This is a genomic window from Streptomyces sp. NPDC058701, assembly GCF_042715295.1.
Classification (GTDB): Bacteria; Actinomycetota; Actinomycetes; order Streptomycetales; family Streptomycetaceae; genus Streptomyces.
The window spans coordinates 212,444-234,310 of record NZ_JBHXSY010000002.1 but is presented as its reverse complement, the minus strand read 5'-3'; the positions used below and the strand labels follow the sequence as shown (position 1 = coordinate 234,310).

The 21,867-nt window shown below is 72.9% G+C and carries 20 protein-coding genes, 1 pseudogene and 1 riboswitch; of the genes and pseudogenes, 10 read left to right on the top strand and 11 right to left on the bottom strand.

The window, feature by feature from the left end; all coding sequences use genetic code 11:
• Positions 1 to 191: 191 nt before the first annotated feature.
• The 3 genes and pseudogenes from rsgA to ACFWW8_RS02885 form a co-directional block, all read right to left on the bottom strand.
• Entirely contained in the window at positions 192 to 1,202 is a 1,011-nt protein-coding gene (gene rsgA / locus ACFWW8_RS02895) for a ribosome small subunit-dependent GTPase A (protein ID WP_386522688.1), read from the bottom strand.
• A 137-nt stretch (positions 1,203 to 1,339) separates the two neighbouring features.
• Positions 1,340 to 2,668 (bottom strand): annotated as a pseudogene (aroA, locus tag ACFWW8_RS02890) (3-phosphoshikimate 1-carboxyvinyltransferase); the annotation flags it as partial.
• Positions 2,669 to 2,721: 53 nt separating this feature from the next.
• Complete coding sequence (locus tag ACFWW8_RS02885; RefSeq protein WP_386522686.1) at positions 2,722 to 3,435, bottom strand: M50 family metallopeptidase; 714 nt, start codon at positions 3,433 to 3,435, stop codon at positions 2,722 to 2,724.
• Positions 3,436 to 3,488: 53 nt separating this feature from the next.
• Between ACFWW8_RS02885 and ACFWW8_RS02880 the strand changes: the two genes are divergently transcribed.
• The 8 genes from ACFWW8_RS02880 to def all read left to right on the top strand — a co-directional run bounded on the left by ACFWW8_RS02880 (position 3,489) and on the right by def (position 11,351).
• Entirely contained in the window at positions 3,489 to 4,304 is an 816-nt protein-coding gene (locus tag ACFWW8_RS02880; RefSeq protein ID WP_386522683.1) for an SOS response-associated peptidase, read from the top strand.
• 27 nt (positions 4,305 to 4,331) lie between these two features.
• Entirely contained in the window at positions 4,332 to 4,982 is a 651-nt protein-coding gene (locus tag ACFWW8_RS02875; RefSeq protein WP_386522681.1) for an alpha/beta family hydrolase, read from the top strand.
• A 335-nt stretch (positions 4,983 to 5,317) separates the two neighbouring features.
• Positions 5,318 to 5,962 (top strand): sigma-70 family RNA polymerase sigma factor, encoded by a 645-nt coding sequence (locus tag ACFWW8_RS02870; RefSeq protein WP_267718386.1) that lies wholly within the window; start codon positions 5,318 to 5,320, stop codon positions 5,960 to 5,962.
• Positions 5,959 to 6,264: a mycothiol system anti-sigma-R factor gene (rsrA, locus tag ACFWW8_RS02865; protein ID WP_267718020.1), complete on the top strand. Its 306-nt coding sequence runs from the start codon at positions 5,959 to 5,961 to the stop codon at positions 6,262 to 6,264. The genes ACFWW8_RS02870 and rsrA overlap by 4 nt, the downstream gene beginning before the upstream one ends.
• 203 nt (positions 6,265 to 6,467) lie before the next feature.
• Positions 6,468 to 8,123 (top strand): HD-GYP domain-containing protein, encoded by a 1,656-nt coding sequence (locus ACFWW8_RS02860; protein WP_386522678.1) that lies wholly within the window; start codon positions 6,468 to 6,470, stop codon positions 8,121 to 8,123.
• Positions 8,124 to 8,227: 104 nt separating this feature from the next.
• Positions 8,228 to 9,520, top strand: coding sequence for an HD-GYP domain-containing protein (locus tag ACFWW8_RS02855; protein WP_386523006.1), 1,293 nt, complete (start codon positions 8,228 to 8,230; stop codon positions 9,518 to 9,520).
• Between the two features lie 105 nt (positions 9,521 to 9,625).
• Positions 9,626 to 10,633 carry a tetratricopeptide repeat protein gene (locus ACFWW8_RS02850; protein ID WP_383929199.1) on the top strand — a complete coding sequence of 336 codons (1,008 nt, stop codon included), beginning with the start codon at positions 9,626 to 9,628 and terminating at the stop codon, positions 10,631 to 10,633.
• An 82-nt stretch (positions 10,634 to 10,715) separates the two neighbouring features.
• Positions 10,716 to 11,351: a peptide deformylase gene (gene def, locus ACFWW8_RS02845; RefSeq protein ID WP_386522675.1), complete on the top strand. Its 636-nt coding sequence runs from the start codon at positions 10,716 to 10,718 to the stop codon at positions 11,349 to 11,351.
• Between the two features lie 119 nt (positions 11,352 to 11,470).
• On the opposite strand, the gene ACFWW8_RS02840 is transcribed toward def, so the two are convergent.
• Both ACFWW8_RS02840 and ACFWW8_RS02835 read right to left on the bottom strand, forming a co-directional pair.
• Complete coding sequence (locus tag ACFWW8_RS02840; protein ID WP_386522672.1) at positions 11,471 to 11,671, bottom strand: hypothetical protein; 201 nt, start codon at positions 11,669 to 11,671, stop codon at positions 11,471 to 11,473.
• 194 nt (positions 11,672 to 11,865) lie between these two features.
• Complete coding sequence (locus tag ACFWW8_RS02835; protein ID WP_386522669.1) at positions 11,866 to 12,834, bottom strand: helix-turn-helix domain-containing protein; 969 nt, start codon at positions 12,832 to 12,834, stop codon at positions 11,866 to 11,868.
• A gap of 81 nt (positions 12,835 to 12,915) precedes the next feature.
• Here ACFWW8_RS02835 and ACFWW8_RS02830 point away from each other — a divergent pair, with 81 nt between their 5' ends.
• The gene (locus ACFWW8_RS02830; protein WP_386522666.1) at positions 12,916 to 13,143 is read left to right on the top strand and encodes a hypothetical protein; all 228 of its coding nucleotides are present in this window, start codon (positions 12,916 to 12,918) and stop codon (positions 13,141 to 13,143) included.
• Positions 13,144 to 13,257: 114 nt separating this feature from the next.
• Here ACFWW8_RS02830 and ACFWW8_RS02825 read toward each other — a convergent pair whose 3' ends face one another.
• The 3 genes from ACFWW8_RS02825 to ACFWW8_RS02815 form a co-directional block, all read right to left on the bottom strand.
• Positions 13,258 to 14,274 carry a ribonucleotide-diphosphate reductase subunit beta gene (locus tag ACFWW8_RS02825; RefSeq protein ID WP_386522663.1) on the bottom strand — a complete coding sequence of 339 codons (1,017 nt, stop codon included), beginning with the start codon at positions 14,272 to 14,274 and terminating at the stop codon, positions 13,258 to 13,260.
• Entirely contained in the window at positions 14,274 to 16,715 is a 2,442-nt protein-coding gene (locus ACFWW8_RS02820) for a ribonucleoside-diphosphate reductase subunit alpha (RefSeq protein WP_386522660.1), read from the bottom strand. The genes ACFWW8_RS02825 and ACFWW8_RS02820 overlap by 1 nt, the downstream gene beginning before the upstream one ends.
• Positions 16,716 to 16,879: 164 nt before the next feature.
• A riboswitch (cobalamin riboswitch) is annotated at positions 16,880 to 17,014 on the bottom strand.
• A gap of 41 nt (positions 17,015 to 17,055) precedes the next feature.
• The gene (locus tag ACFWW8_RS02815; RefSeq protein ID WP_386522658.1) at positions 17,056 to 17,553 is read right to left on the bottom strand and encodes a GNAT family N-acetyltransferase; all 498 of its coding nucleotides are present in this window, start codon (positions 17,551 to 17,553) and stop codon (positions 17,056 to 17,058) included.
• Between the two features lie 76 nt (positions 17,554 to 17,629).
• Between ACFWW8_RS02815 and ACFWW8_RS02810 the strand changes: the two genes are divergently transcribed.
• Positions 17,630 to 18,214: a Uma2 family endonuclease gene (locus tag ACFWW8_RS02810; RefSeq protein WP_386522655.1), complete on the top strand. Its 585-nt coding sequence runs from the start codon at positions 17,630 to 17,632 to the stop codon at positions 18,212 to 18,214.
• Between the two features lie 50 nt (positions 18,215 to 18,264).
• On the opposite strand, the gene ACFWW8_RS02805 is transcribed toward ACFWW8_RS02810, so the two are convergent.
• From ACFWW8_RS02805 to ACFWW8_RS02795, 3 genes are all read right to left on the bottom strand, one after another.
• A complete protein-coding gene (locus ACFWW8_RS02805; RefSeq protein WP_386523003.1) occupies positions 18,265 to 18,453 on the bottom strand; it encodes a CstA-like transporter-associated (seleno)protein in 189 nt (62 codons plus the stop codon).
• 146 nt (positions 18,454 to 18,599) lie between these two features.
• A complete protein-coding gene (locus ACFWW8_RS02800; protein WP_386523000.1) occupies positions 18,600 to 20,819 on the bottom strand; it encodes a carbon starvation CstA family protein in 2,220 nt (739 codons plus the stop codon).
• 184 nt (positions 20,820 to 21,003) lie between these two features.
• Entirely contained in the window at positions 21,004 to 21,768 is a 765-nt protein-coding gene (locus ACFWW8_RS02795; RefSeq protein ID WP_267718382.1) for a GntR family transcriptional regulator, read from the bottom strand.
• Positions 21,769 to 21,867: the final 99 nt, after the last annotated feature.

Sequence of the window (21,867 nt, the reverse complement as noted above, 5' to 3'; positions counted from 1 at the left end):
CGAATGCCTCCCCGCCTCACGTGGCGCGGCCGGGCCGGGGTCCGGGCCCGAACCTGCGCGCCACTCGGTGCGAGTATGCCTTTACCAGGCGCGGCCGTCCGCAAACCCCGCCGGACGCGGCGGGGCGGCCCGCGGGGAGGCCGCGGACAGGGCCGCGGACAGGGCCGCGGGCCGGGCCGCGAGGGGGCCGGTCAGTCGCCGTCGCGGCGCTCGCGGGTCTCCAGCAGCCGCCGCAGCGAGTACAGCCGGGCCTGGTCCGCGTGGCCGTCCTCCACCCACTTGTCGAGCGCGCAGTCCGTCTCGTCGTGGCTGCAGGCGCGCGGGCAGCCCTCCGTACCGGGCACCAGGTCGGGGAAGGCCAGGATGACCCGGGACGGGTCCACGTGGTGCAGGCCGAAGGAGCGCACGCCCGGGGTGTCGATGACCCAGCCGTCGCCCGACGGCAGCGGCAGGGCGAGCGCCGAGGTGGTGGTGTGCCGGCCGCGGCCGGTGACCGCGTTGACGTGTCCGGTGGCGCGCTGGCGGCCCTCGGCGACCAGCGAGTTCACCAAGGTGGTCTTGCCGACGCCGGAGTGCCCGACGAAGGCGGTGATCCGGCCGTTGAGGCGCTCGCGGACCCGGTCGGCGGCGTCGCCCGTCGCGAGCTCCTCGCGGTTGGTCACCACGTAGTTCACGCCGAGCGTCGAGTAGATCTCCAGGATCTTGTCGGCGGCCGTCAGATCCGACTTGGTGAGCACCAGCAGCGGCTCCAGCCCCGCGTCGTACGCCGCCACCAGGCAGCGGTCGATCATGCGCGGCCGCGGCTCCGGATCGGCCAGGGCCGTGACGATCGCGAGCTGGTCGGCGTTGGCGACGACCACGCGCTCGTACGGGTCGTCGTCGTCCGCGGTGCGCCGCAGGACCGAGCGGCGCTCCTCGATCCGCACGATCCTGGCGAGGGTGTCCTTCTTGCCCGACAGGTCACCGACGATCCAGACCCGGTCGCCGACCACCGCCGCCTTGCGGCCCAGCTCGCGGGCCTTCATCGCGTGCACGGTGCGGTCCTCGACCAGACAGGTCAGCCTGCCCCGGTCGACGGTCAGGACGAAGCCCTCCGAGGCGTCCTCGTGCTTGGGCCGGATGGTGGTCCGGGGCCGGTTGCCCTTGCGGTTGGGGCGGGACGGGATGTCGTCCTCGTCGGTGTTCTTGCCGTACCTGCGCATGACGGGCCCTACGCTCCCGCACCCGCTCCGGCCCGGGAGGGGCCGCCGGAGGACGTCCCGGACGCACCCGCACCCGTACGGGCCCCCGGGGCGCCGGAGGCCGCGGGAGCCGCGGCGGCCGCGGGAGCGCCGGAGGTCCCGGCGAGCATGTCCGCCCACATCGCCGGGAAGTCCGGCAGGGTCTTCGCGGTCGTCGCCACGTTCTCGATGAGCACGCCGTCCACCGCCAGACCGATCACCGCGCCCGCGGTGGCCATCCGGTGGTCGTCGTACGTGTGGAAGGTGCCGCCGTGCAGCGGGCGCGGCCGGATGTGCAGTCCGTCCGCGGTCTCGGTGACGTCGCCGCCGAGCGCGTTGATCTCCTTGGTCAGCGCGGCCAGCCGGTCGGTCTCGTGCAGCCGCAGGTGCTGGACCCCGCGCAGCACGGACTCCGAGTCGGCCAGGGCCGCCACCGCGGCGATGCCCGGCGTGAGCTCGCCGACCTCGCCCAGGTCCACGTCGATGCCGTGGATCGTGCCGGTGCCCGAGAAGACCAGGCCGTCGTCGGTCAGCTCGCAGGAGCCGCCCATCTCCGTGAAGATCCGGCGCAGCGCGTCACCGGGCTGCGTGGTGCGGCGCGGCCAGTCCGGGATCGTGACCGTGCCGCCGGTGATCAGGGCGGCCGCCATGAAGGGCTGGGCGTTGGAGAGGTCCGGTTCCACGACCATGTCGCGGCCCAGCAGGGCGCCGGGGGAGACCCGCCACACGTTCTTCTCGCCGCCGGCCTCGGGGGTGTCGACCTGGGCGCCCGCCGCGCGCAGCATCTCCACCGTCATCCGGATGTGCGGCATGGACGGCAGGTTGGTGCCCACGTGCCGTACCTCGACGCCCTGGTTGAAGCGAGGGGCGGAGAGCAGCAGCGCGGAGACGAACTGGGAGGAGTTGGTCGCGTCGATCTCGACGACGCCGCCCTCCAGCGCCCCGCCGCCCTGCACGGTCAGCGGCAGCGCGCCCCGGCCGTCGTCGTCGATGCGGGCGCCGAGCGTGCGCAGCGCGGTGATGACCTGACCCAGCGGACGCTCGTAGGCGCGGGCGTCGCCGTCGAAGCGGATGTCGCCCGCGGCAAGGGTGGCGACGGGCGGGAGGAAGCGCATGACCGTACCCGCGTTGCCGACGTCGACCGTGGCCGGGCCGTGCAGCGCCGCCGGGATGACCCGCCAGGCCTCGCCGCTCGCGCCGTCGCCGGCGGAGCTGGAGGAGACGGTCTCCTCGATGCCCACGCCCATCGCGCGCAGGGCGTCCGACATCAGCTGGGAGTCGCGCGAGCGCAGCGGGCGGCGCACCCAGCCGGGCTCGGCGGCGAGGGAGGCCAGCACCAGGGCCCGGTTGGTGACCGATTTGGACCCGGGCACCGTGACGGTGGCGTGTACGGCCGCTTCGGCGAGCGGAGCGGGCCAGAGGGCGGGGAGCGCGGGGGAATCGGTCATGGCCCCCACTTTAGTGGCTCCGCCCGGCGCCGGATCTTGATCGCGACGCCGTCTCAGAGGCCGAGCAGCCAGCGGCCGCCGCCGACGAGGGAGCAGAGCGCGACGACGTGGAAGAGGACCAGCCACACCACCGGGTGGACGTGCGTGAGCCGTCCCAGCTGGTCGGCGTCGGAATCGGGTGCGCCACCGCCCCGGCGCTTGGCCTGGAGCTCGAAGACCGGCCGCACCCCGCCCAGCAGCAGGAACCACACCACCGCGTACGCGAAGAGGGCCTGGACCTCCGCGGGTGCCAGCCAGGACACCAGCAGGAAGGTTCCGCCGGTCAGGATCACCGTCAGCGCCCCGTACGCGTTGCGGATCATCACCAGCATCACCACGAGCAGGGCGGTCGCCGCCCACAGCAGCAGCGTGATCCGGTGCGCGGAGAGCAGCGCGGCCCCGCCGAGCCCGAGCAGCGAGGGGGCGGTGTACCCGGCGGCCGCCGTCAGGACCATGCCGAGGCCCGTCGGCTTGCCCCGGCTGACCGTGACGCCGCTGGTGTCGGAGTGCAGGCGTATGCCGTCCAGGCGCCGCCCGGTGAGCAGCGCCAGCAGGCCGTGCCCGCCCTCGTGCGCGATGGTGACCGCGTTGCGCGAGAGGCGCCACAGCGGGCGCGGCCCCACGGCGGCCAGCGCCGCCACCCCCGTCACGATCACCAGCCACAGGTCGGGCGCCGTCTGTATCCCCGTGAGCCGGTCCCAGAGGCCGGCCGTAGAGCTGCTGTCCATGAAGTGGCGGACTCCTTGCGGTGGTGGTCGGGTGCCATGGCAGTGTGGCAGCCATGTGCGGACGGTATGCAGCCAGTCGTAGCCCCGAGGACCTCGTGGAGGCCTTCGGCGTCGAGAAGTGGGAGCCGGAGGAGTCCCTGGCGCCCGACTGGAACGTGGCGCCGACCAAGGAGGTCCTCGTCGTCCTCGACCGTCCCGTCAAAGACGCTCCGGATCCGCGTCCGGTTCGCCAGCTCCGCGTCCTGAAGTGGGGGCTGGTGCCGTCCTGGGCCAAGAACCCCGACGGCGCCGCCCGGATGATCAACGCCAGGTCCGAGACCCTGCACGAGAAGCCGTCCTTCCGGCGCCCGTTCGCACAGCGCCGCTGCATCGTCCCCGCCGACGGCTACTACGAGTGGGTCACCGCCCACGACGAGCGGCAGCTGGAGGTCGAGGGCAAGAAGAAGCGGGCGCGCAAGCAGCCGTACTTCGTGCTGCCCGCCGACGGATCGGTCTTCGCCATGGCCGGGATATACGAGTTCTGGCGCGACGCGACCCTGCCCGCCGACCACCCCCGGGCCTGGTGGGCCACCTGCTCGGTGATCACCGCCGAGGCCGAGACCGGCCCGCTGGGCGTGGCCCCCGCCGAGGGACCCGCCTCGCTCGCCGACATCCACCCGCGGATGCCGCTCATGCTGACCCCCGACCGGTGGGACGCCTGGCTGGACCCGGCCCGGACCGACCCGGACGGGCTGCGGGAGCTGCTGGCGCCGCCGCCGGGCGGCCTGATGCGGGCCTACCCCGTCTCCACCGCCGTGAGCAACGTCCGCAACAACGGTCCCGAACTGCTGGACGAGCTGGCCGCGCCGGAGGAGGCGACGCTCTTCTGACCGGCGCCGACCCGGCATGATCGGCGCATGACCCCGCGTACCGAAAGCGTCGACACCCCCCCGGGCGAGGCCCGCGTCACCTGGCACCCCGCCGCCTCCGCCCGCCTCGTGCTCGCCGTGGGCCACGGCGCCGGCGGCGGCATCGAGGCCCGCGACCTCCAGGCGCTCGCCGCCGCCCTGCCCGCGCGCGGGATCACCGTGGCCCTGGTCGAACAGCCCTGGCGGGTCGCCGGGAAGAAGGTGGCCGCCGCGCCCAAGGTGCTGGACGAGGGGTGGCGCGGGCTCTGGCCGGTGCTCGCGCGCCCCGGACTGCCCGTGGTCGCGGGCGGCCGCAGCGCCGGGGCCCGGGTGGCCTGCCGGACCGCCGCCGGCCTCGGCGCCGCGGCGGTCCTGGCGCTGGCGTTCCCGCTGCACCCGCCGGGGCGCCCCGAGAAGTCCCGCGCCGACGAGCTGCTCGGCGCCGGCCGGCCCGCCCTCGTGGTCCAGGGCGGCCGGGACGCCTTCGGTCGCCCCGGGGAGTTCCCGGCGCCGGGGGAACAGGACCCGTACGAGCTCGTCGAGGTGCCCGACGGCGACCACGGCTTCGCGGTGCCGAAACGGGCGGCCACCACCCAGCAACAGGCCCTCGACGTGATCACCGACGCGGTCGGCGGATGGCTGGAGCACCTCGCCCCCTGACCGCGACCTGACACATTCGCGCCGCGGATCGCGGCGGCGGCGCGGCACCCCGCCGCCCCGCGGCACGACGGGGTGCCGAACCCGCCGCCCGCCGGGGAATGCGCCGTACGGCCCTTCTGTTGTCCCGGATGTCGGTACGCACGGCAATTCGTCGGCAGGAGAGGAAGCGCATGACCCAGGCCATCAGCCAGAACCGCAGGCAGGCCGCTGACCTGGACTGGACGGTACTGCCCGGGCCCAAGCGCAGCTCGCTCCGAGCGGCGGAGGGCCGGGGAGGTCGACTATTCTCCGATTCGAGCGGAACCGCTTTCGGAGCCGCCACGCTGTCGGAGGAGGTGGGTCCTGTCGCTGGGACCGACGAAGGCCACGCGGAGGAGACGACCCCGGAGCGCAACGCGCGCTTCGAGAGGGACGCCCTCGGCTACCTCGACCAGATGTACTCGGCCGCGCTGCGCATGACGCGCAACCCGGCCGACGCCGAGGACCTGGTCCAGGAGACGTACGCGAAGGCGTACGCGTCGTTCCACCAGTTCCGGGAGGGCACCAACCTGAAGGCGTGGCTCTACCGGATCCTGACCAACACGTTCATCAACTCCTACCGCAAGAAGCAGCGCGAGCCCCAGCGCAGCGCCGCGGAGGAGATCGAGGACTGGCAGCTGGCGCGCGCCGAGTCGCACATGTCGACCGGGCTGCGCTCCGCCGAGTCGCAGGCGCTCGACCACCTCCCCGATTCGGACGTGAAGGAAGCCCTCCAGGCCATTCCGGAGGAGTTCCGCATCGCGGTCTATCTCGCCGACGTCGAGGGCTTTGCGTACAAGGAGATCGCGGACATCATGGGTACACCCATCGGTACGGTCATGTCGCGACTGCACCGTGGCCGCCGTCAACTCCGCGGAATGCTGGAGGACTACGCCCGTGAGCGCGGGCTGGTACCCGCCGGCGGGGGAGAGTCGAACGACAGGAAAGGCTCGGGCTCATGAGTTGCGGAGAGCCGCACGAGACGGAGTGCGCTGAGGTCCTGGACCACCTGTACGAGTTCCTCGACCACGAGATGCCCGACAGTGACTGCACCAAGTTCGAGACACACTTCGGCGAGTGCAACCCCTGCCTGGAGAAGTACGGCCTGGAGCAGGCCGTGAAGAAGCTGGTCAAGCGCTGCTGCGGGTCGGACGACGTGCCGAGCGACCTGCGGTCGAAGGTCATGGGCCGGATCGAGCTGATCCGGTCGGGCCAGGCGGTGCCGGACCACGACGTCACCGCCGACAACCCGGCCACCGGCTGACCCGGCCGGTCCCGGGCGCTCCGCCCCGTTTCCACCCACGCCCCCGGAAGGGCACTTCGTTCACCCGAAGGTGCTAATCCGGGGGCGTCCGCTTGGCGCAATGCGGAAATGTGGCCCACCGGCATCGGGGCCCCACCTATTCTCCCCCTTCGGTACTGGTGTGATTCTGTACCCGGCTCGGACGCCATAGGGAGGAGAGCGCCATGCGGGCACTTCCGCCGGCGGCGCGCGGATACATCCTCTGCGGCGTCCTCGCGGCGCTCGCCTGCGTCACCCCCGCGTTCACCGGTGCCGGCAGCACCCCGTGGGCGGCGGTGGTCCTGCTGTCGGTGCTCTACCTCGGCTGCGAACTCGTCACGTTCTGCCCGCCGCTGAGGGCCCGGGTCCCCGAGGGCGTCGGCTCCTTCTTCCCCGTCCTGCTCGCCGCCGTGTTCCTGCTGCCGCCCGCGGCCGCCGCGCTCGTCGCCCTGCCCGGCGGGCTCGCCGGGACCGTGACCGAACCGCCCGTCCGGGTCCGCCGGGTCTGGCACGGCGCGCAGCAGGCGATGGCCGCCTGGGCCGCCGGGCAGGTGTTCGCGCTGCTGGGCGGCCCGGCCGCGCTCGGCTCGCGGGGCGGGCCGGCGGAGTCCGCCGCGTCCTTCGGGCCCGCCGTCCCTTCCGGGGCCCCCGGAGCGGGCGTGTGGCTCGCGGACTTCCCGTACGTCCTGGTCCCCGCGGCGGCCGCCGCCCTCGTCTTCTGCCTCGCGCTCGCCGCCCTCGACGGCGGCGTCCTGGTCACCGCCGAGCGCCGGCCCGCCGCCGCGCTCTGGCGCGGAACGCTGACCCGGTCCCTCGCCCCGCACTGCGTGCACGCACTGGCCGGGCTGATGATGGCCGTCCTGTGGCGCAGCCCGTACGGGCTGACGGCCGCGCTCCTGGTCCTGCTGCCGATGTACATCTCCTGCTGGGTCTTCGCCCAGTACCACCGCGAGCGCGCCGCCCACCGGGCGACCATCCGCGCCCTCGTGCAGGCCGTCGACATCAAGGACCGCTACACGCGCGGCCACAGCGAGCGCGTCGGCCAGGCCTCCGCGATGATCGCCCGCCAGCTGGGGATGGCCGGGGACCGCCTCGAGGTCGTCCGCATCGCCGGGATCCTGCACGACGTCGGCAAGCTCGGCGTCCCCACCCGGCTGCTGCGCAAGGACGGACCGCTCACCCCCGAGGAGCGCCGGATCATCGAACTGCACCCCGAGTACGGGCACGAGATGGTGCGCGGCATCGGCTTCCTGGGCGAGGCGCGGTCCGCGATCCTGCACCACCACGAGCGGATCGACGGCTCCGGCTACCCGTACGGGCTGACCGGTGACCAGATCCCGGTACTGGCCCGGGTCGTGGCGGTGGCCGACGCCTTCGACGCGATGACCTCCACCCGCTCCTACAGCCGGGCCCGCCCGGTGCCGGCCGCGCTGACGGAACTGGAGCGGTGCGCGGGGGCGCAGTTCGACCCGGCCGTGGTGCTGGCCCTGGCCGAGGCCATCGGACGGCACGGCTGGCATCCCGTGGTCACCTCCGACGAGGACCTCCAGGTGACCGGCGCCGCCGCCCCGGGGCCGGGGAGCGGCGCTCCGGGCGGCAGCGGCCCGAGCGGGGTCCCGACCGCTCCCGCCCCCGCTCCCGCCCCCGCCGCCGGGCCGGGGCTCCCGGGACTCCCGGTCCAGGGCCGGGACGCCGCCCCGGACCTGCCGGGCGACGGGGGACGGGCCGTCTTCCAGGGCGCGGGCCGGCCGCCCGCGGGCCCCGCGGCGGCGCCCGGCGGCTCCGGAGCAGGAACCTTCCGGCTGCCCGACGAGCGGCGCGGGCCGGGAGCGGGAGCGTGAAGGGGACCACCGGGCGGGGCGGCGCGGGGAGCGCCCGTCGGGACGCCGCGCCGCGCGTCGGGACCGGCGGTGCGGTGCGGGTCCGGGCCGGCGCCGCGTCCTGCCTGCGCGGGGCCGCCGCGTGGAGCGTCCGCGGGGCCGCCGCGCTGGTCACCGTCGCGGCCCTCGGCCACACCCTGTGGACCGGGCTCCTGGATCCGGGCGCGGCCCTGGCCTTCGGCATCCTGGTCGCGGTCGGCGAGCTCGCCCGCCGCGACCGCCGCGCCGGCGGCCGCCCCGAGCTCGCCGGGCCCGCCGAGGCCGAGGACCGGCGGCCCGCGCCGCTCGGCTCCGCCGGGGCCCTCGCGTACGCCCTGCTCGGCCAGAACGCCGGGCAGCCCTCCCACCACGGGGTCCTCCAGACCGTCGCGGTCGTGGTCGCCGCCGCCCTCGTCGGGGTGGTCCCGCACATCGCCCGGGGCGGCGGCCCCGCGCTCGACCACGTGGCCCGCCGGGTCCTGACCGTCGCGTTCGCCGCCGCCTGTTTCCAGCCGCTCTACAACTCCGGCCGGCTGGAGCATTGGCTCGGCCAGAGCCCGTACCTGGTCCTCTTCCTCCTCTGCCTGCTCTTCCTCACCGCCCTGTGCGACGCCGTGCTCGCCGCGGCCCTGGCCGGGGCCCGGACCGGACGGCCGTACGGACCGCTGCTGCGCGACGAACTGCGCTCCCGGCCGGGCATCGGCTCCGCGATCTGCGCCACCGGGGTGGTGATGGCCCTGGGCGTGGCCGTCGCCGGGCTGTGGGCCCTGCCCGTCTTCAGCGTGCCCCTGCTGCTGACGCAGTTGTCCCTCCACCGGATCGCCGCCGTCCGCACCACCTACCGGCAGACCATCACCTCCCTGGCCCGGGCCACCGAGATCGCCGGATACACCCGGCCGGGCCACTCCCGCCGGGTCGCCGCCCTGAGCTGCGCCGTGGGCCGGGAGCTCGGCCTGTCGGAGCGGGAGCTCACGGTGCTGGAGTACGCCGCGCTGATGCACGACATCGGCCAGCTCTCCCTGGTCGACCCGGTCCCGGAGGGGGCGACCGCCGAGCTGCCTCCCGCCGAGGCCCGCCGCATCGCCGGGCTGGGCGGGGAGGTGGCCCGCCAGACCGGGGTGCCGGCCGAGGTCGCGGTGGTGGTGGAGCTGCAGGCCGACCCGTACCGGGAGCAGCCCGTGGCGGCCCGGATCGTGCGCGCGGTGAACGCGTACGACGACCTGGTCGCGGGCAGTCGTCACCCGGGCGGCTCACTGGCCGCCCTGGAGCAGCTGCGGCTGGGCACCGGGCGGGACTACGAGCCGGAGGTCGTGGAGTGCTTGGCGAGGGTTCTGGCCAGGGAGGGGCGTGACAGAGTTGTTCCCGTCCCGCCTGGGTAACCCATGGGTAATGAGCGGCCGTCCGAGCGGGCATGGTTGGATGCCAGTAAGAGGGACCGTGACAGTGTCCGCAAGGCTGCACCGTTGGACCGGCAGGCGGGAATCGTGAGGATCTTCGGGAAGGTACGGCATCGGCCCTCCGCCTCGTGGCGGCAGGCCACCGACCGCGCGTTCACGCTGATCGGAGACGGTCGGTACGAGGACGCGGGAGCGCTGCTGACCAGAGCGGCGGACCTGGAACCGTGGCTGTCCGAGTCCTGGTTCAATCTGGCCCTGCTGCACAAGTTCCGCCACGACTGGGAGCAGGCGCGGGCCGCCGGGCTCCGCGCCGTGGCCCTGCTGGACCGCGAGGCCGGCGCCCCGGACTGGTGGAACGTCGGGATCGCGGCCACCGCGCTGCAGGACTGGCCGCTGGCGCGCAGGGCCTGGCAGGCGTACGGGCTGAAGGTGCCCGGGGACTCCCACGGCTCGGGAGCGGGCGGGAAGTCCGGCGGCGAGCCGGTCGGCATGGAGCTGGGCAGTGCCGCCGTGCGGCTGTCACCCGAGGGCGAGGCGGAGGTGGTCTGGGGCCGCCGGCTGGACCCGGCCCGGCTGGAGGTCCTGTCGATCCCGCTGCCCTCGTCCGGGCGGCGCTGGGGCGAGGTCGTGCTCCACGACGGGGTGCCGCACGGGGAGCGCGTGACCGCGGCCGGTCCCTCGTACCCGGTCTTCGACGAGATCGAGCTGTGGGCGCCGTCGCCGGTGCCGACCTGGGTGGTGCTGCTGGAGGCGGCCACCGAGTCGGACCGCGACGCGCTGGAGCAGCTGGCCTCGGACGCAGGCTTCGCCGCCGAGGACTGGTCCTCGTCGGTGCGGCTGCTGTGCCGCACCTGTTCGGAGAGCGAGATGCCGAGCGACGAGGGCGACGGCGAGCACCTGGACCCGCACGACCACAGCGAGCCGGGGCACCCCGGGCCGCTGGGGCACCGTACGGCGGGCTCCGGATCGCTGTGGGTGCCCGAGCGCGAGTGCGGGATCGCGGCGCCGGCCGGGTTGGTGCGCGGCCTGCTCGACGGCTGGGTCGCGGACAGCCCGGACAGCCGCGAGTGGCGGGATCTCGAAGAAGTCTGCTGAGCCGGGGCCGTAGGCTGTACGGGCACATCGGTGGCCATTGGCGACCACCGGTGCCAGGACTTACGGAAGGCGTACGGCGGACATGGCGCAGCAGGAGAACGAGGTCGTCGAGAACCTGAACGACGGGTACGTCGTGGACACCGAGGGCTGTGCGGAGCGCGAGCTCGCCCACCGCGAGCGTGGTACCGCCCGTCCGATCACGGTGGTCGGCAACCCGGTCCTGCACCGGGAGTGCAAGGACGTCACCGAGTTCGGCGACGAGCTGGCGCAGCTGATCGACGACATGTTCGCCAGCCAGAAGGCCGCCGAGGGCGTGGGCCTGGCCGCGAACCAGATCGGCGTGGACGCGAAGGTCTTCGTCTACGACTGCCCGGACGACGACGGCAACCGGCACACCGGTGTCGTGGTCAACCCCAAGCTCGTCGAGCTGCCGGCCGGCGCGCGGGTGCTCGACGACTCCAACGAGGGCTGCCTGTCGGTCCCGACGGCGTACGCCTCGCTGGCCCGCCCCGACTACGCCGAGGTCACCGGCCAGGACGCGCAGGGCAACCCGATCAAGGTGCGCGGCACCGGCTATTTCGCGCGCTGCCTGCAGCACGAGACCGACCACCTGTACGGGTACCTGTACATCGACCGGCTCTCCAAGCGCGACCGCAAGGACGCCCTGCGGCAGATGGAAGAGGGCACCCCGCGCTACGAGACCGTCCCGAACGCGTAGCCGGGACGGCGCGGCCACCGCGCACGTCGACAGGGCCCCGCTCCGCACCCGGAGCGGGGCCCTGTCGACGTGCGGCGCGAGCGCCGGCGGAACGGCCGGGGAGGCGGCCGGGGGGCGGGCTACTTACGTGCCGAGCCCCAGCCGCTGTCCGCGGGAGCGGAACCCCAGCCGCTGTCCGCGGGCTTCGACTCCCTGCCGCTGTCGGCGGGCGCGGCGCCCCAGCCGCTGTCCGCGGACGCGGTGGCGGCCGCACCGCCGAGGAGCAGCGCGGCGAACGCGGCCGCGGTGAGGATACGAGCGGTACGGGACGTACGGGACATGCAGGCCCCCTGGGCTTGGTGTGAGGTGCGGGGCCCGGGCGCTGTGCGGGCAGCCGGGCCGGGCATGCTCACCGTACGTCATCGATCGGCTACGGATGGGGCCGGTTCGGGTCAAGTGTGCCCATGGTTTCGGCCAGTCGCATATCGGTCAGGCGACCGGTCCGGGGGGTGCGTGCCGGAGTGCGCGCGCCCGGTCAGGCCACCGCCCGGGGCCCCCGGAAGGCCCGGCGGAAGGAGTTCGGGGTCGTGCCCAGGGCGCGCAGGAAGTGGTGGCGCAGCGCGGCCGCGTTGCCGAAGCCGCAGCGCCCGGCGATCGCGTCGACCGTCTCGTCCGTGGACTCCAGCAACTCCTGCGCGAGCAGTACCCGCTGGCGCAGCACCCACTGGTACGGGGTGCTGCCGGTCTCCTGCAGGAAGCGGCGGGCGAAAGTGCGCGGGGACAGGTGGGCGCGCTCCGCGAGCTGCTCGACGGTGATCTCGTCCGCCAGGTGGCGCGCCATCCACGCGATCACCTCGCCGACCGTGTCGCAGGAGGTGCGGGGGAGCGGCCGCCGGATGTACTGGGCCTGGCCGCCGTCCCGGTGCGGGGGGACGACCATCCGCCGCGCGATGGTGTTGGCCACCTCGGCGCCCTGCTCCTGCCGTACGACGTGCAGGCACGCGTCGATCCCGGAGGCGGTGCCCGCCGAGGTGACCACGGGGCCCTCGTCCACGTACAGCACGTCGGGGTCGACCCGCGCCCGCGGGTAGCGGCGGGTCAGGGCGGGGGCGTGCATCCAGTGCGTGGTGCAGCGCCGGTCGTCGAGCAGGCCGGCCGCGCCGAGCAGGAAGGCTCCGCTGCACACGCTCAGTACGCGCGCGCCGCGGCCCACGGCCCGGTGCAGGGCGTCCAGCAGGGGGCGGGGGTACTCGCGGGTGGGTGCGTCGCGGTCCGCGGGCAGGCAGATCAGGTCCGCCTCCTCCAGCCGGTCGAGCCCGTGGGGGAGGGTGAGGCTGTAGTGGCCGTCGCCGGCGGAGAGGGGGTTGTCCTCCACCGCGCAGACGGCGAAGTCGTACGTCGGCAGGCCCATCGCGCTGCGGTCGATCCCGAAGACCTCGCAGAAGATGCCCAGTTCGAAGGGGGCGACGCCGTTGACCACGGCCACGGCCACGTTGTTCAGCATGACGCCAGTGTGGCAGTAATTCGCACTTCCGTGACAGTCCTGCCACTGTTCGATCTTCGCCGCACTCGCGAGAGTGGAGTCATGAACACGTTCCTGGACTACCTGACCGTCCTCGCCGTCGCGGCGCTCCTCCTCGCTCCGGCCCTCTACGGAGCCCTCGGCGACCACCGCACCGACCGGCAACTGCGCACGGCCGCCGGACGGCGCCCGCAGCACCGACGGAACCTCCGGGAAGGGTTCGGTCGTACGCGCGCGGAGTCCCGTCCGGCGGCGCCGCGCCTGGCCGTACGGCACGCGCCGGGCCGCTGAACCGCGCCCGCGGCATGCCTCCCCGCGCAGCGGTGCGTCCCCGTCCCCGGCCTTCCCGGGGACGGGGACGCACTCATGCCGGCCGGGCCGGCGACGCGGACTGGGCGACGCGGACTAGAAGTCCTCGTCCAGGTCGACCGTGCCCTCGACCGCGACCTGGTAGGCCGACGGGCGGCGCTCGAAGAAGTTCGTCAGTTCCTGCACGCCCTGGAGCTCCATGAAGGAGAAGGGGTTCTGCGAGCCGTACACCGGCGGGAAGCCGAGACGGACCAGGCGCTGGTCCGCGACGCACTCCAGGTACGCGCGCATCGACTCGGTGTTCATGCCCGGCAGGCCGTCGCCGCACAGGTCGCGGCCGAACTGGAGCTCCGCCTCCACGGCTTCCCGCAGCATGTCGGTGACCTGCTGCTGGAGGGCGTCGTCGAAGAGCTCCGGCTCCTCCTTGCGGACGGTGTCCACGACCTCGAAGGCGAAGTTCATGTGCATCGTCTCGTCCCGGAAGACCCAGTTCGTGCCGGTGGCCAGGCCGTGCAGCAGGCCGCGCGAGCGGAACCAGTAGACGTACGCGAAGGCGCCGTAGAAGAAGAGGCCCTCGATGCACGCGGCGAAGCAGATCAGGTTCAGCAGGAAGCGGCGCCGGTCGGCGGCCGTCTCCAGCCGGTCGATCTTCTCGACCGAGTCCATCCACTTGAAGCAGAACTGCGCCTTCTCGCGGATCGAGGGGATCTCCTCGACCGCGTCGAAAGCGGCCGCGCGGTCGTCCGGGTTGGGCAGGTAGGTGTCGAGCAGCGTCAGGTAGAACTGGACGTGCACGGCCTCCTCGAACAGTTGGCGCGACAGGTACAGGCGCGCCTCCGGGGAGTTGATGTGCTTGTACAGGGTCAGCACGAGGTTGTTCGAGACGATCGAGTCGCCCGTCGCGAAGAACGCGACCAGCCGGCCGATCATGTGCTGCTCGGACGGCGTCAGCTTCGCCAGGTCGGCGACGTCCGAGTGGAGGTCGACCTCCTCCACCGTCCACGTGTTCTTGATCGCGTCGCGGTAGCGCTCGTAGAAGTCCGGGTAGCGCATGGGGCGGAGCGTGAGCTCGAAGCCCGGGTCCAGCAGGTTCTTGGTGTCGTTCGAGCTCATCACTGGCAGGCCTCGCAGGACTCGGGGTTCTCAAGGGAGCAGGCCAGCGCGTCGGCGTCGACGGCCTGCGGAAGCGGAGCGGCGGACGCCGGGACGGCGGCGGACGCCGGGACGGCGGAACCGGACGCCGCGCGGGCGATCTTCGTCGCCGGGCGCGAGCGCAGGTAGTACGTCGTCTTCAGACCCTGCTTCCAGGCGTACGCGTACATCGAGCTGAGCTTGCCGATGGTGGGCGTCTCCAGGAACAGGTTCAGCGACTGCGACTGGTCGAGGTACGGGGTCCGGGCCGCCGCCATGTCGATCAGACCGCGCTGCGGGATCTCCCACGCCGTGCGGTACAGCGCGCGCACCTCGGCCGGGATCCAGCCGAAGCCCTGGACGGAGCCGCTGGCCTCGCGCAGCGCCTCGCGGGTCTGGGCGTCCCACACGCCGAGCCGCTTCAGCTCGGCCACCAGGTACGCGTTGACCTGGAGGAACTCACCGCTCAGCGTCTCGCGCTTGAACAGGTTGGAGACCTGCGGCTCGATGCACTCGTAGACGCCCGCGATGGAGGCGATCGTCGCCGTGGGGGCGATCGCGAGGAGCAGCGAGTTGCGCATTCCGGTCTTCGCGATCCGGGCGCGCAGCGCGTCCCAGCGCTCCGGCCAGTGCTGCTCGATCTGGTAGTGGTCGGGGTGCAGCACGCCGCGCGCGGTACGGGTCTGCTCCCAGGCGGGGAGCGGGCCGTTCTTCTCGGCGAGGTCGCAGGAGGCCTCGTACGCGGCGAGCATGATCCGCTCGGACAGCTTCGTGGACAGCGCCCGCGCCTCGGGGGAGTCGAAGGGCAGCTTCAGCTGGAAGAAGACGTCCTGGAGGCCCATGGCGCCCAGACCCACCGGCCGCCAGCGGGCGTTGGAACGGCCCGCCTGCTCGGTCGGGTAGAAGTTGATGTCCACCACGCGGTCCAGGAAGGTCACCGCGGTGCGGACGGTCTCGTCCAGGCGCTCCCAGTCGATCTCGCCGGTCTCCGCCAGGACGAAGGCGCCCAGGTTGACCGAACCGAGGTTGCAGACGGCCGTCTCGCCGTCGTTGGTGACCTCGATGATCTCGGTGCACAGGTTGGAGGAGTGGACGACCGTGCCCGGCTCGGCGGTCTGGTTCGCCGTGCGGTTGGAGGCGTCCTTGAAGGTCATCCAGCCCTGGCCGGTCTGCGCGAGGGTGCGCATCATCCGGCCGTACAGCTCGCGGGCGGGCATGGTCTTGCGGGCCAGGCCCGCCGCCTCGGCCTTGCGGTACGCGGCGTCGAAGTCGTCGCCCCACAGGTCCACCAGCTCGGGGACCTCGGCCGGGGAGAACAGCGACCAGTCGGCGTCGGCGTTCACGCGGCGCATGAACTCGTCCGGCACCCAGTGGGCGAGGTTCAGGTTGTGCGTGCGGCGCTGGTCCTCGCCGGTGTTGTCGCGGAGCTCCAGGAACTCCTCGATGTCCGCGTGCCAGGTCTCCAGGTAGACGGCGGCGGCGCCCTTGCGGCGACCGCCCTGGTTCACCGCGGCGACGGAGGCGTCGAGGGTCTTCAGGAACGGGACGATGCCGTTGGAGTGGCCGTTGGTGCCGCGGATCAGCGAACCGCGGGCGCGGATGCGGGAGTACGACAGGCCGATGCCGCCGGCGTGCTTGGAGAGGCGCGCGACCTGGTGGTAGCGGTCGTAGATCGAGTCGAGCTCGTCCAGCGGGGAGTCCAGCAGGTAGCAGGAGGACATCTGCGGGTGCCGGGTGCCGGAGTTGAAGAGCGTGGGGGAGGACGGCAGATAGTCGAGGCGGCTCATCAGCCGGTACAGCGAGGCCACTTCCTCGACGGCCTGGACGCCGCCGACCTCACCGTCGGGCCCGGTCTCGGCGAGACCGCAGGCCACGCGCAGCATGAAGAACTGCGGGGTCTCCACGACCTGGCGGGTGATCGGGTGGCGCAGCAAGTAGCGGCTGTGCAGGGTGCGCAGGCCGAAGAAGCCGAAGCGGTCGTCGGCCCCCTCGGCCAGGGCGTGCTCCACCAGCGCGTCCAGGCGGGCCGCGTGGGTGGCGACGAACGCGGCGGTGCGGTCGGCGATCAGGCCCTCGCGGTGGCCCACGGCGACGGAGGCGGAGAACGAGGTGGCGCCCTGGCCGGCGGCCTCCCCGGCCACGGCCAGCGTCAGCAGCCGGGCGGCGAGGCGGGAGTACGCCGGGTCCTCGGAGATGAGCCCGGCGGCAGCCTCGGTGGCCAGCCCGCGCAGCTCGGCCTCGTCGGCGACGGAACTGCGGCCGCGCAGCGCGGCGGCGGCGACCCGGCCGGGATCGGTGTCGGGCAGGTCGGCCGTCAGTTCGGTGAGGGTACGCAGGAGTGCGGTCCCGGGACCTTCGCCAGATCCATGAAGAGCCGTGGACGGAACGGACTCGGCGCGCGGTGCGGAAGGCGCGATGGTCACGGGGGTTGCTCTCCCTCGCTCGGCCCGGTCATCGGCGGGGCGGGGTGCGAGGGGCGCATGCGGGACAGCGCACGGGCCGGCCCGGGCAGGGCAGGCAGCTCGTGCACCGCATGGCGTCCACCGGCCCAACCGCGAGGCCCGGACGTATCGGCACCCGGTTCGGTCGAGCCGGGTGCGCTGTCGGCAGGTCCTCGGACTTGCGGATACACCAATCGGTGCACTTCATACCGTTGCGGGACAGTTCCGGATTCGCACCGGATTCCCCTGCGGCGACAGCAGCCCTGAGCATACATGTGGGGGCGCCCCTCTGTGGAAGCCCCCACATGTTGTGTCGGCGTGGCTACAGCTTCAGCCGGTACGTCAGCAGGGTGAGGCCCTCGACGGGCGCCCAGTCCCGCTCCGGAGTGCGTTCGAAACCGAGCCGGGAGTAGATCCGGTGGGCCCGGGCCATGCTCCGCTGGGTGGAGAGGACCAGCGCGGAAACCCCCTCGATCGCCCGCGCCCGGTCCAGGCAGGCCCGCACCAGCGCCTCGCCGGCGCCCTGCCCGCGGCCCTCCCGGGCCACGGCGAGCATCCGGAACTCGGCCTCGTCCGGGGCGGCGATGTCGGCGAGCGGGCTTCCGGGCGGGGCGAAGGTCACGCCGCCGAGGATCCGTCCGCCGCGCTCGGCGACGAGCACCTCGGCCAGGGCGGCCCGGCCGGCCACGTCGCGCAGGACGTTCAGGTAGGCGTCGTTCTCGTTCACGTCGAGATGCCCGTCGGCGAGGTAGGCCTGCGCCGTGATCTCGCCCAGCTCCGCGTACTCGGCGGGCAGCGCCGCCCTGATCACCATGTCCATGCGGTCGAGTGTGCAGGACGGGTACCGGTGCCCGGCGCTATCGTCGTAGGCAGACCGTCCAAGGAGGCGAGCCCGCATGACCGCGATGATCGACCGGCCGCACATGCTCACCGAGGAGTTCGAAGCCGTGGCGCGCATAGCGGCTCGCGAGATGGAGGGTGCGCGGCTGGAGTTCATCGACGGGGTCCTGAGGAGCAAGGCCGTGCCTGATGGGGACCACGGAATGATCATTCAGTGGCTCACGCGGATCTGTATGCAGCACCGACCCGAGCTCTGGCTGCATCCCGGGCAGGGGCTCAAGGTGGAGCAGTACCGGGCCGGCCGGGCGATCCCCGATGCGGTGCTGGCACCCGCGGGCGCGTTCGCCGGACAGGGCGAGTGGGCCGCACCCGACTCCGTGCTCATGGCTGTCGAAGTGACCTCGTGGGACTCCGACACCGACCGGCGGGACCGGATCGAGAAGCCCCGCGCCTATGCCGAGACCGGCATCCCCGTCTATCTGCTCATCGACCGGGACAAGTGCGAGATCTCCCTCCACACCGAGCCCGAGGGGCGGCGCTACCTGAACGTGCGCACCGTGCCGTACGGCATGGACGTCGGGCTCCCCGAGCCCGTCGGCATCACCCTCGGGACCGAGCCCCTCAAGGACTGGGTCCGCTGAAGGCCGAAGGCCCCGCCCGGTGGGCGGGGCCTTCGGCGGCGCGGCACCGGTCAGCAGCAGCGGAAGCCATTGCGGGGGTCCGCCTCGCGGGCGTCCGTGCGAGCCCGTTCGAAGGCCCGGCGGGTCGGGACCGCGGCGTCGGGGTCGTGGGAGCGGGCGTGTGCGACGTACCGGTCGTACGCGGCCTCGCCGGAGAACTCCCGTACGAAGTACCGGGCGCGGGCCAGCGCCCGGTGCAGCCGCCCCGGGCCGGCCCGGCCGCCGCCGCTCGCGTCCGCGCCGCTCCGGCCGCCGCCGCCGCCGCTCGCGTCCGCGCCGCTCTGCTCGCCGCCGATCCCGTCCGTACCGATTCCGTCCGTACCGCTCCGGCCGGGTGCCGCGGGGCTCATGCGACCGGTTCCCTGGTCCGCCCGCCGCTGGAGTCCAGGCCCGCGGCCGCGAGTTCGGCCCGCTCCTCGGCGGTCGGGACCAGCCCGGCCGGGGCGACGATCTTCGACTCGGTCCACGGGACCTCGGACAGCTTCACGGACGCCGGGTCGGCGATCGCCTTGAAGCAGGTCCGGGCCGCGTCCACCAGCACGATGACGATCAGGAGCGCGAACAGCACGCACAGCACACCGTCCACCGTGGCGTTGGTGACCACGGTCTCCATCTCGCCCATGGTCTTCGCGGGCGGCAGGACCTTGTCGGCGTCGATGCCGGCCTGGTACTTGTCGCGCTGGGCGAAGAAGCCGACCTTCACGTCCTCCGAGAAGATCTTCTGGTAGCTGGCGGTGAGGGTGACGGCCACGTCCCACACCAGCGGCACGCCCGTCACCCACGCCCACTTGAGCCGCCCGGACTTGACCAGGAGGGTGGTGCAGACGGCCAGGGCGACCGCCGCGAGGAGCTGGTTCGCGATGCCGAACAGCGGGAAGAGCTGGTTGATGCCGCCCAGCGGGTCCTTGACGCCGACCCACAGGAAGTAGCCCCAGCCACCGACGACGATGGCGCTCGCGAACCAGACGCCGGGCTTCCAGCTGACGTCCTTGAAGGACTTGTGCACGTTGCCGAGCGTGTCCTGGAGCATGAACCGGCCCACGCGGGTGCCCGCGTCGACGGTGGTCAGGATGAACAGCGCCTCGAACATGATGGCGAAGTGGTACCAGAAGGCCTTCATGCCCGCGCCGCCGATGACGGCCGAGAAGATCTCCGACATCCCGAGTGCGAAGGTCGGCGCCCCACCGGTACGGGAGAGCAGGCTGGTCTCCTCGACGTCCTTCGCGGCCTGCGCGAGGGCTTCCGGACTGATGGCGAAGCCGAAGTTCGTCACCGCCTGCGAGGCGCTCTCCACGGTGGTGCCGACGACGCCGGGGGGCGAGTTGACGGCGAAGAACAGGCCGGGCTCGATGATGCAGGCCGCGATCATCGCCATGATGGCGACGAAGGACTCGGTCAGCATGGCGCCGTAGCCGATGACCCGGACCTGGGTCTCCTTCTGGATCATCTTCGGGGTGGTGCCCGAGGCGACCAGCGAGTGGAATCCGGACAGGGCTCCGCACGCGATGGTGATGAAGACGAACGGGAACATCGAGCCGGCGAAGACCGGGCCGTCGCCGCGGGCGGCGAACTCGGTGACCGCGGGCATCTTCAGCGTGGGCATCGCGATGACCACGCCCAGCGCGAGCAGCGCGATCGTGCCGATCTTCATGAAGGTGGAGAGGTAGTCGCGGGGCGCGAGCAGCATCCACACGGGCAGGACGGAGGCGACGAAGCCGTACGCGACCATCCAGACGACGAGCGTCTCCTTCTCCAGGGTGAAGGTCCCGGCGAGGGAGGACTCGGCGACCCAGCCGCCCGCGACGATCGCGAGCAGCAGCAGCGCGACCCCTATGACGGAGACCTCGGTGACCCGGCCGGGCCGCAGCACGCGGAGGTAGAAGCCCATGAACAGGGCGATCGGGATGGTCATGCCGATGGAGAAGACGCCCCACGGCGAGTGGGCGAGGGCGTTGACGATGACCAGTGCCAGCACCGCCAGCAGGATGATCATGATGGCGAACACGGCGACCAGCGCGGCGGCGCCGCCGACGGGACCGATCTCGTCCCGGGCCATCTGGCCCAGCGAGCGCCCGTCACGGCGGGTGGAGAAGAAGAGCGTCACCATGTCCTGGACGGCGCCCGCGAAGATGACGCCCGCGACGATCCAGATCGTGCCGGGCAGGTAGCCCATCTGGGCGGCGAGCACGGGTCCGACGAGCGGGCCGGCGCCGGCCACGGCCGCGAAGTGGTGGCCGAAGAGCACGCGGCGGTCGGTCGGGTGGAAGTCGACACCGTTGTCGAGGCGTTCGGCCGGAGTGGCCCGGGTCTTGTCCACCTTCAGCACGCGGTGCGCGAGGAAGCGGGAGTAGAAGCGGTAGCCGATGGCGTACGAGCCCAGTGCGGCGGCGAGGAGCCACGCCGCCGAGATCTCCTCGCCGCGGGAGAGGGCCAGCACTCCCCAGCCGAGGGCACCGACGAGTCCGACGAGCACCCACACGGCGATGGACTTGGGAGAGGGCGAGCCCTGCGTGGTGCCCGGACTCGCCGCGTCCCGTTCTGTTCCCGTTGATTCCGATTTGGGCATGGCCTTCGTCCCCTCGTCGATCATCTGCGTAAGCGGCAGGGAATCTACGGGGGATTGCCCGGTGAACGTAAGACCCCGTCCGTATACCGGTACGTACGGATGCGGGGCCGGACGGTCGGACGGGTAGTCAGCCGGGTGGGTGGGCGGGGCGGTCGGACCGCGGGGTTCGCGGGCCGCCCGGCCGTCAGACCGCCGGCCGCTGGAGGCGGGCCACGAACTTGTAGCGGTCGCCGCGGTAGACCGAGCGCACCCACTCCACCGGTTCGCCGTCCGCGTCCAGGGAGTGCCGGGACAGCATCAGCATCGGCAGTCCGACGTCGGTGCCGAGCAGGCCGGCCTCGCGCGGGGTGGCCAGCGAGGTCTCGATGGTCTCCTCCGCCTCGGCGAGCCGGACGTCGTACACCTCCGCGAGGGCGGTGTAGAGGGAGGTGTACTTGACCAGCGAACGGCGCAGTGCGGGGAAGCGCTTGGCCGACAGGTGCGTGGTCTCGATGGCCATCGGCTCGCCGCTGGCCAGGCGCAGCCGCTCGATGCGCAGGACCCGTCCACCGGTGGTGATCTTGAGGAGTCCGGCGAGGGTGTCGTCGGCCGTCACGTACCCGATGTCGAGGAGCTGGGAGGTCGGTTCCAGCCCCTGGGCCCGCATGTCCTCGGTGTAGGAGGAGAGTTGGAGCGGCTGGGAGACCTTCGGCTTGGCGACGAAGGTGCCCTTGCCCTGGATGCGCTCCAGGCGGCCCTCCACGACGAGCTCCTGCAGAGCCTGCCGGACGGTCGTCCGGGAGGTGTCGAATTCGGCCGCGAGCGTGCGCTCCGGCGGTACCGGTGTGCCGGGCGGCAGGGTCTCGGTCATGTCGAGCAAGTGCCGCTTGAGTCGGTAGTACTTGGGTACACGTGCCGTGCGGGTCGCGGCCCCGCCCTCCGGCTCCGTGAGTGCCCCTTCGGTGGCCATCGCCGCCCGCCTTCCCGACTCCAGTTTCGCTGCCGTCACCGGCTCCTCCGATATGTGCGGTCACATCGTGACACGTGTGGGGGGACGGGCCTTCTCTCT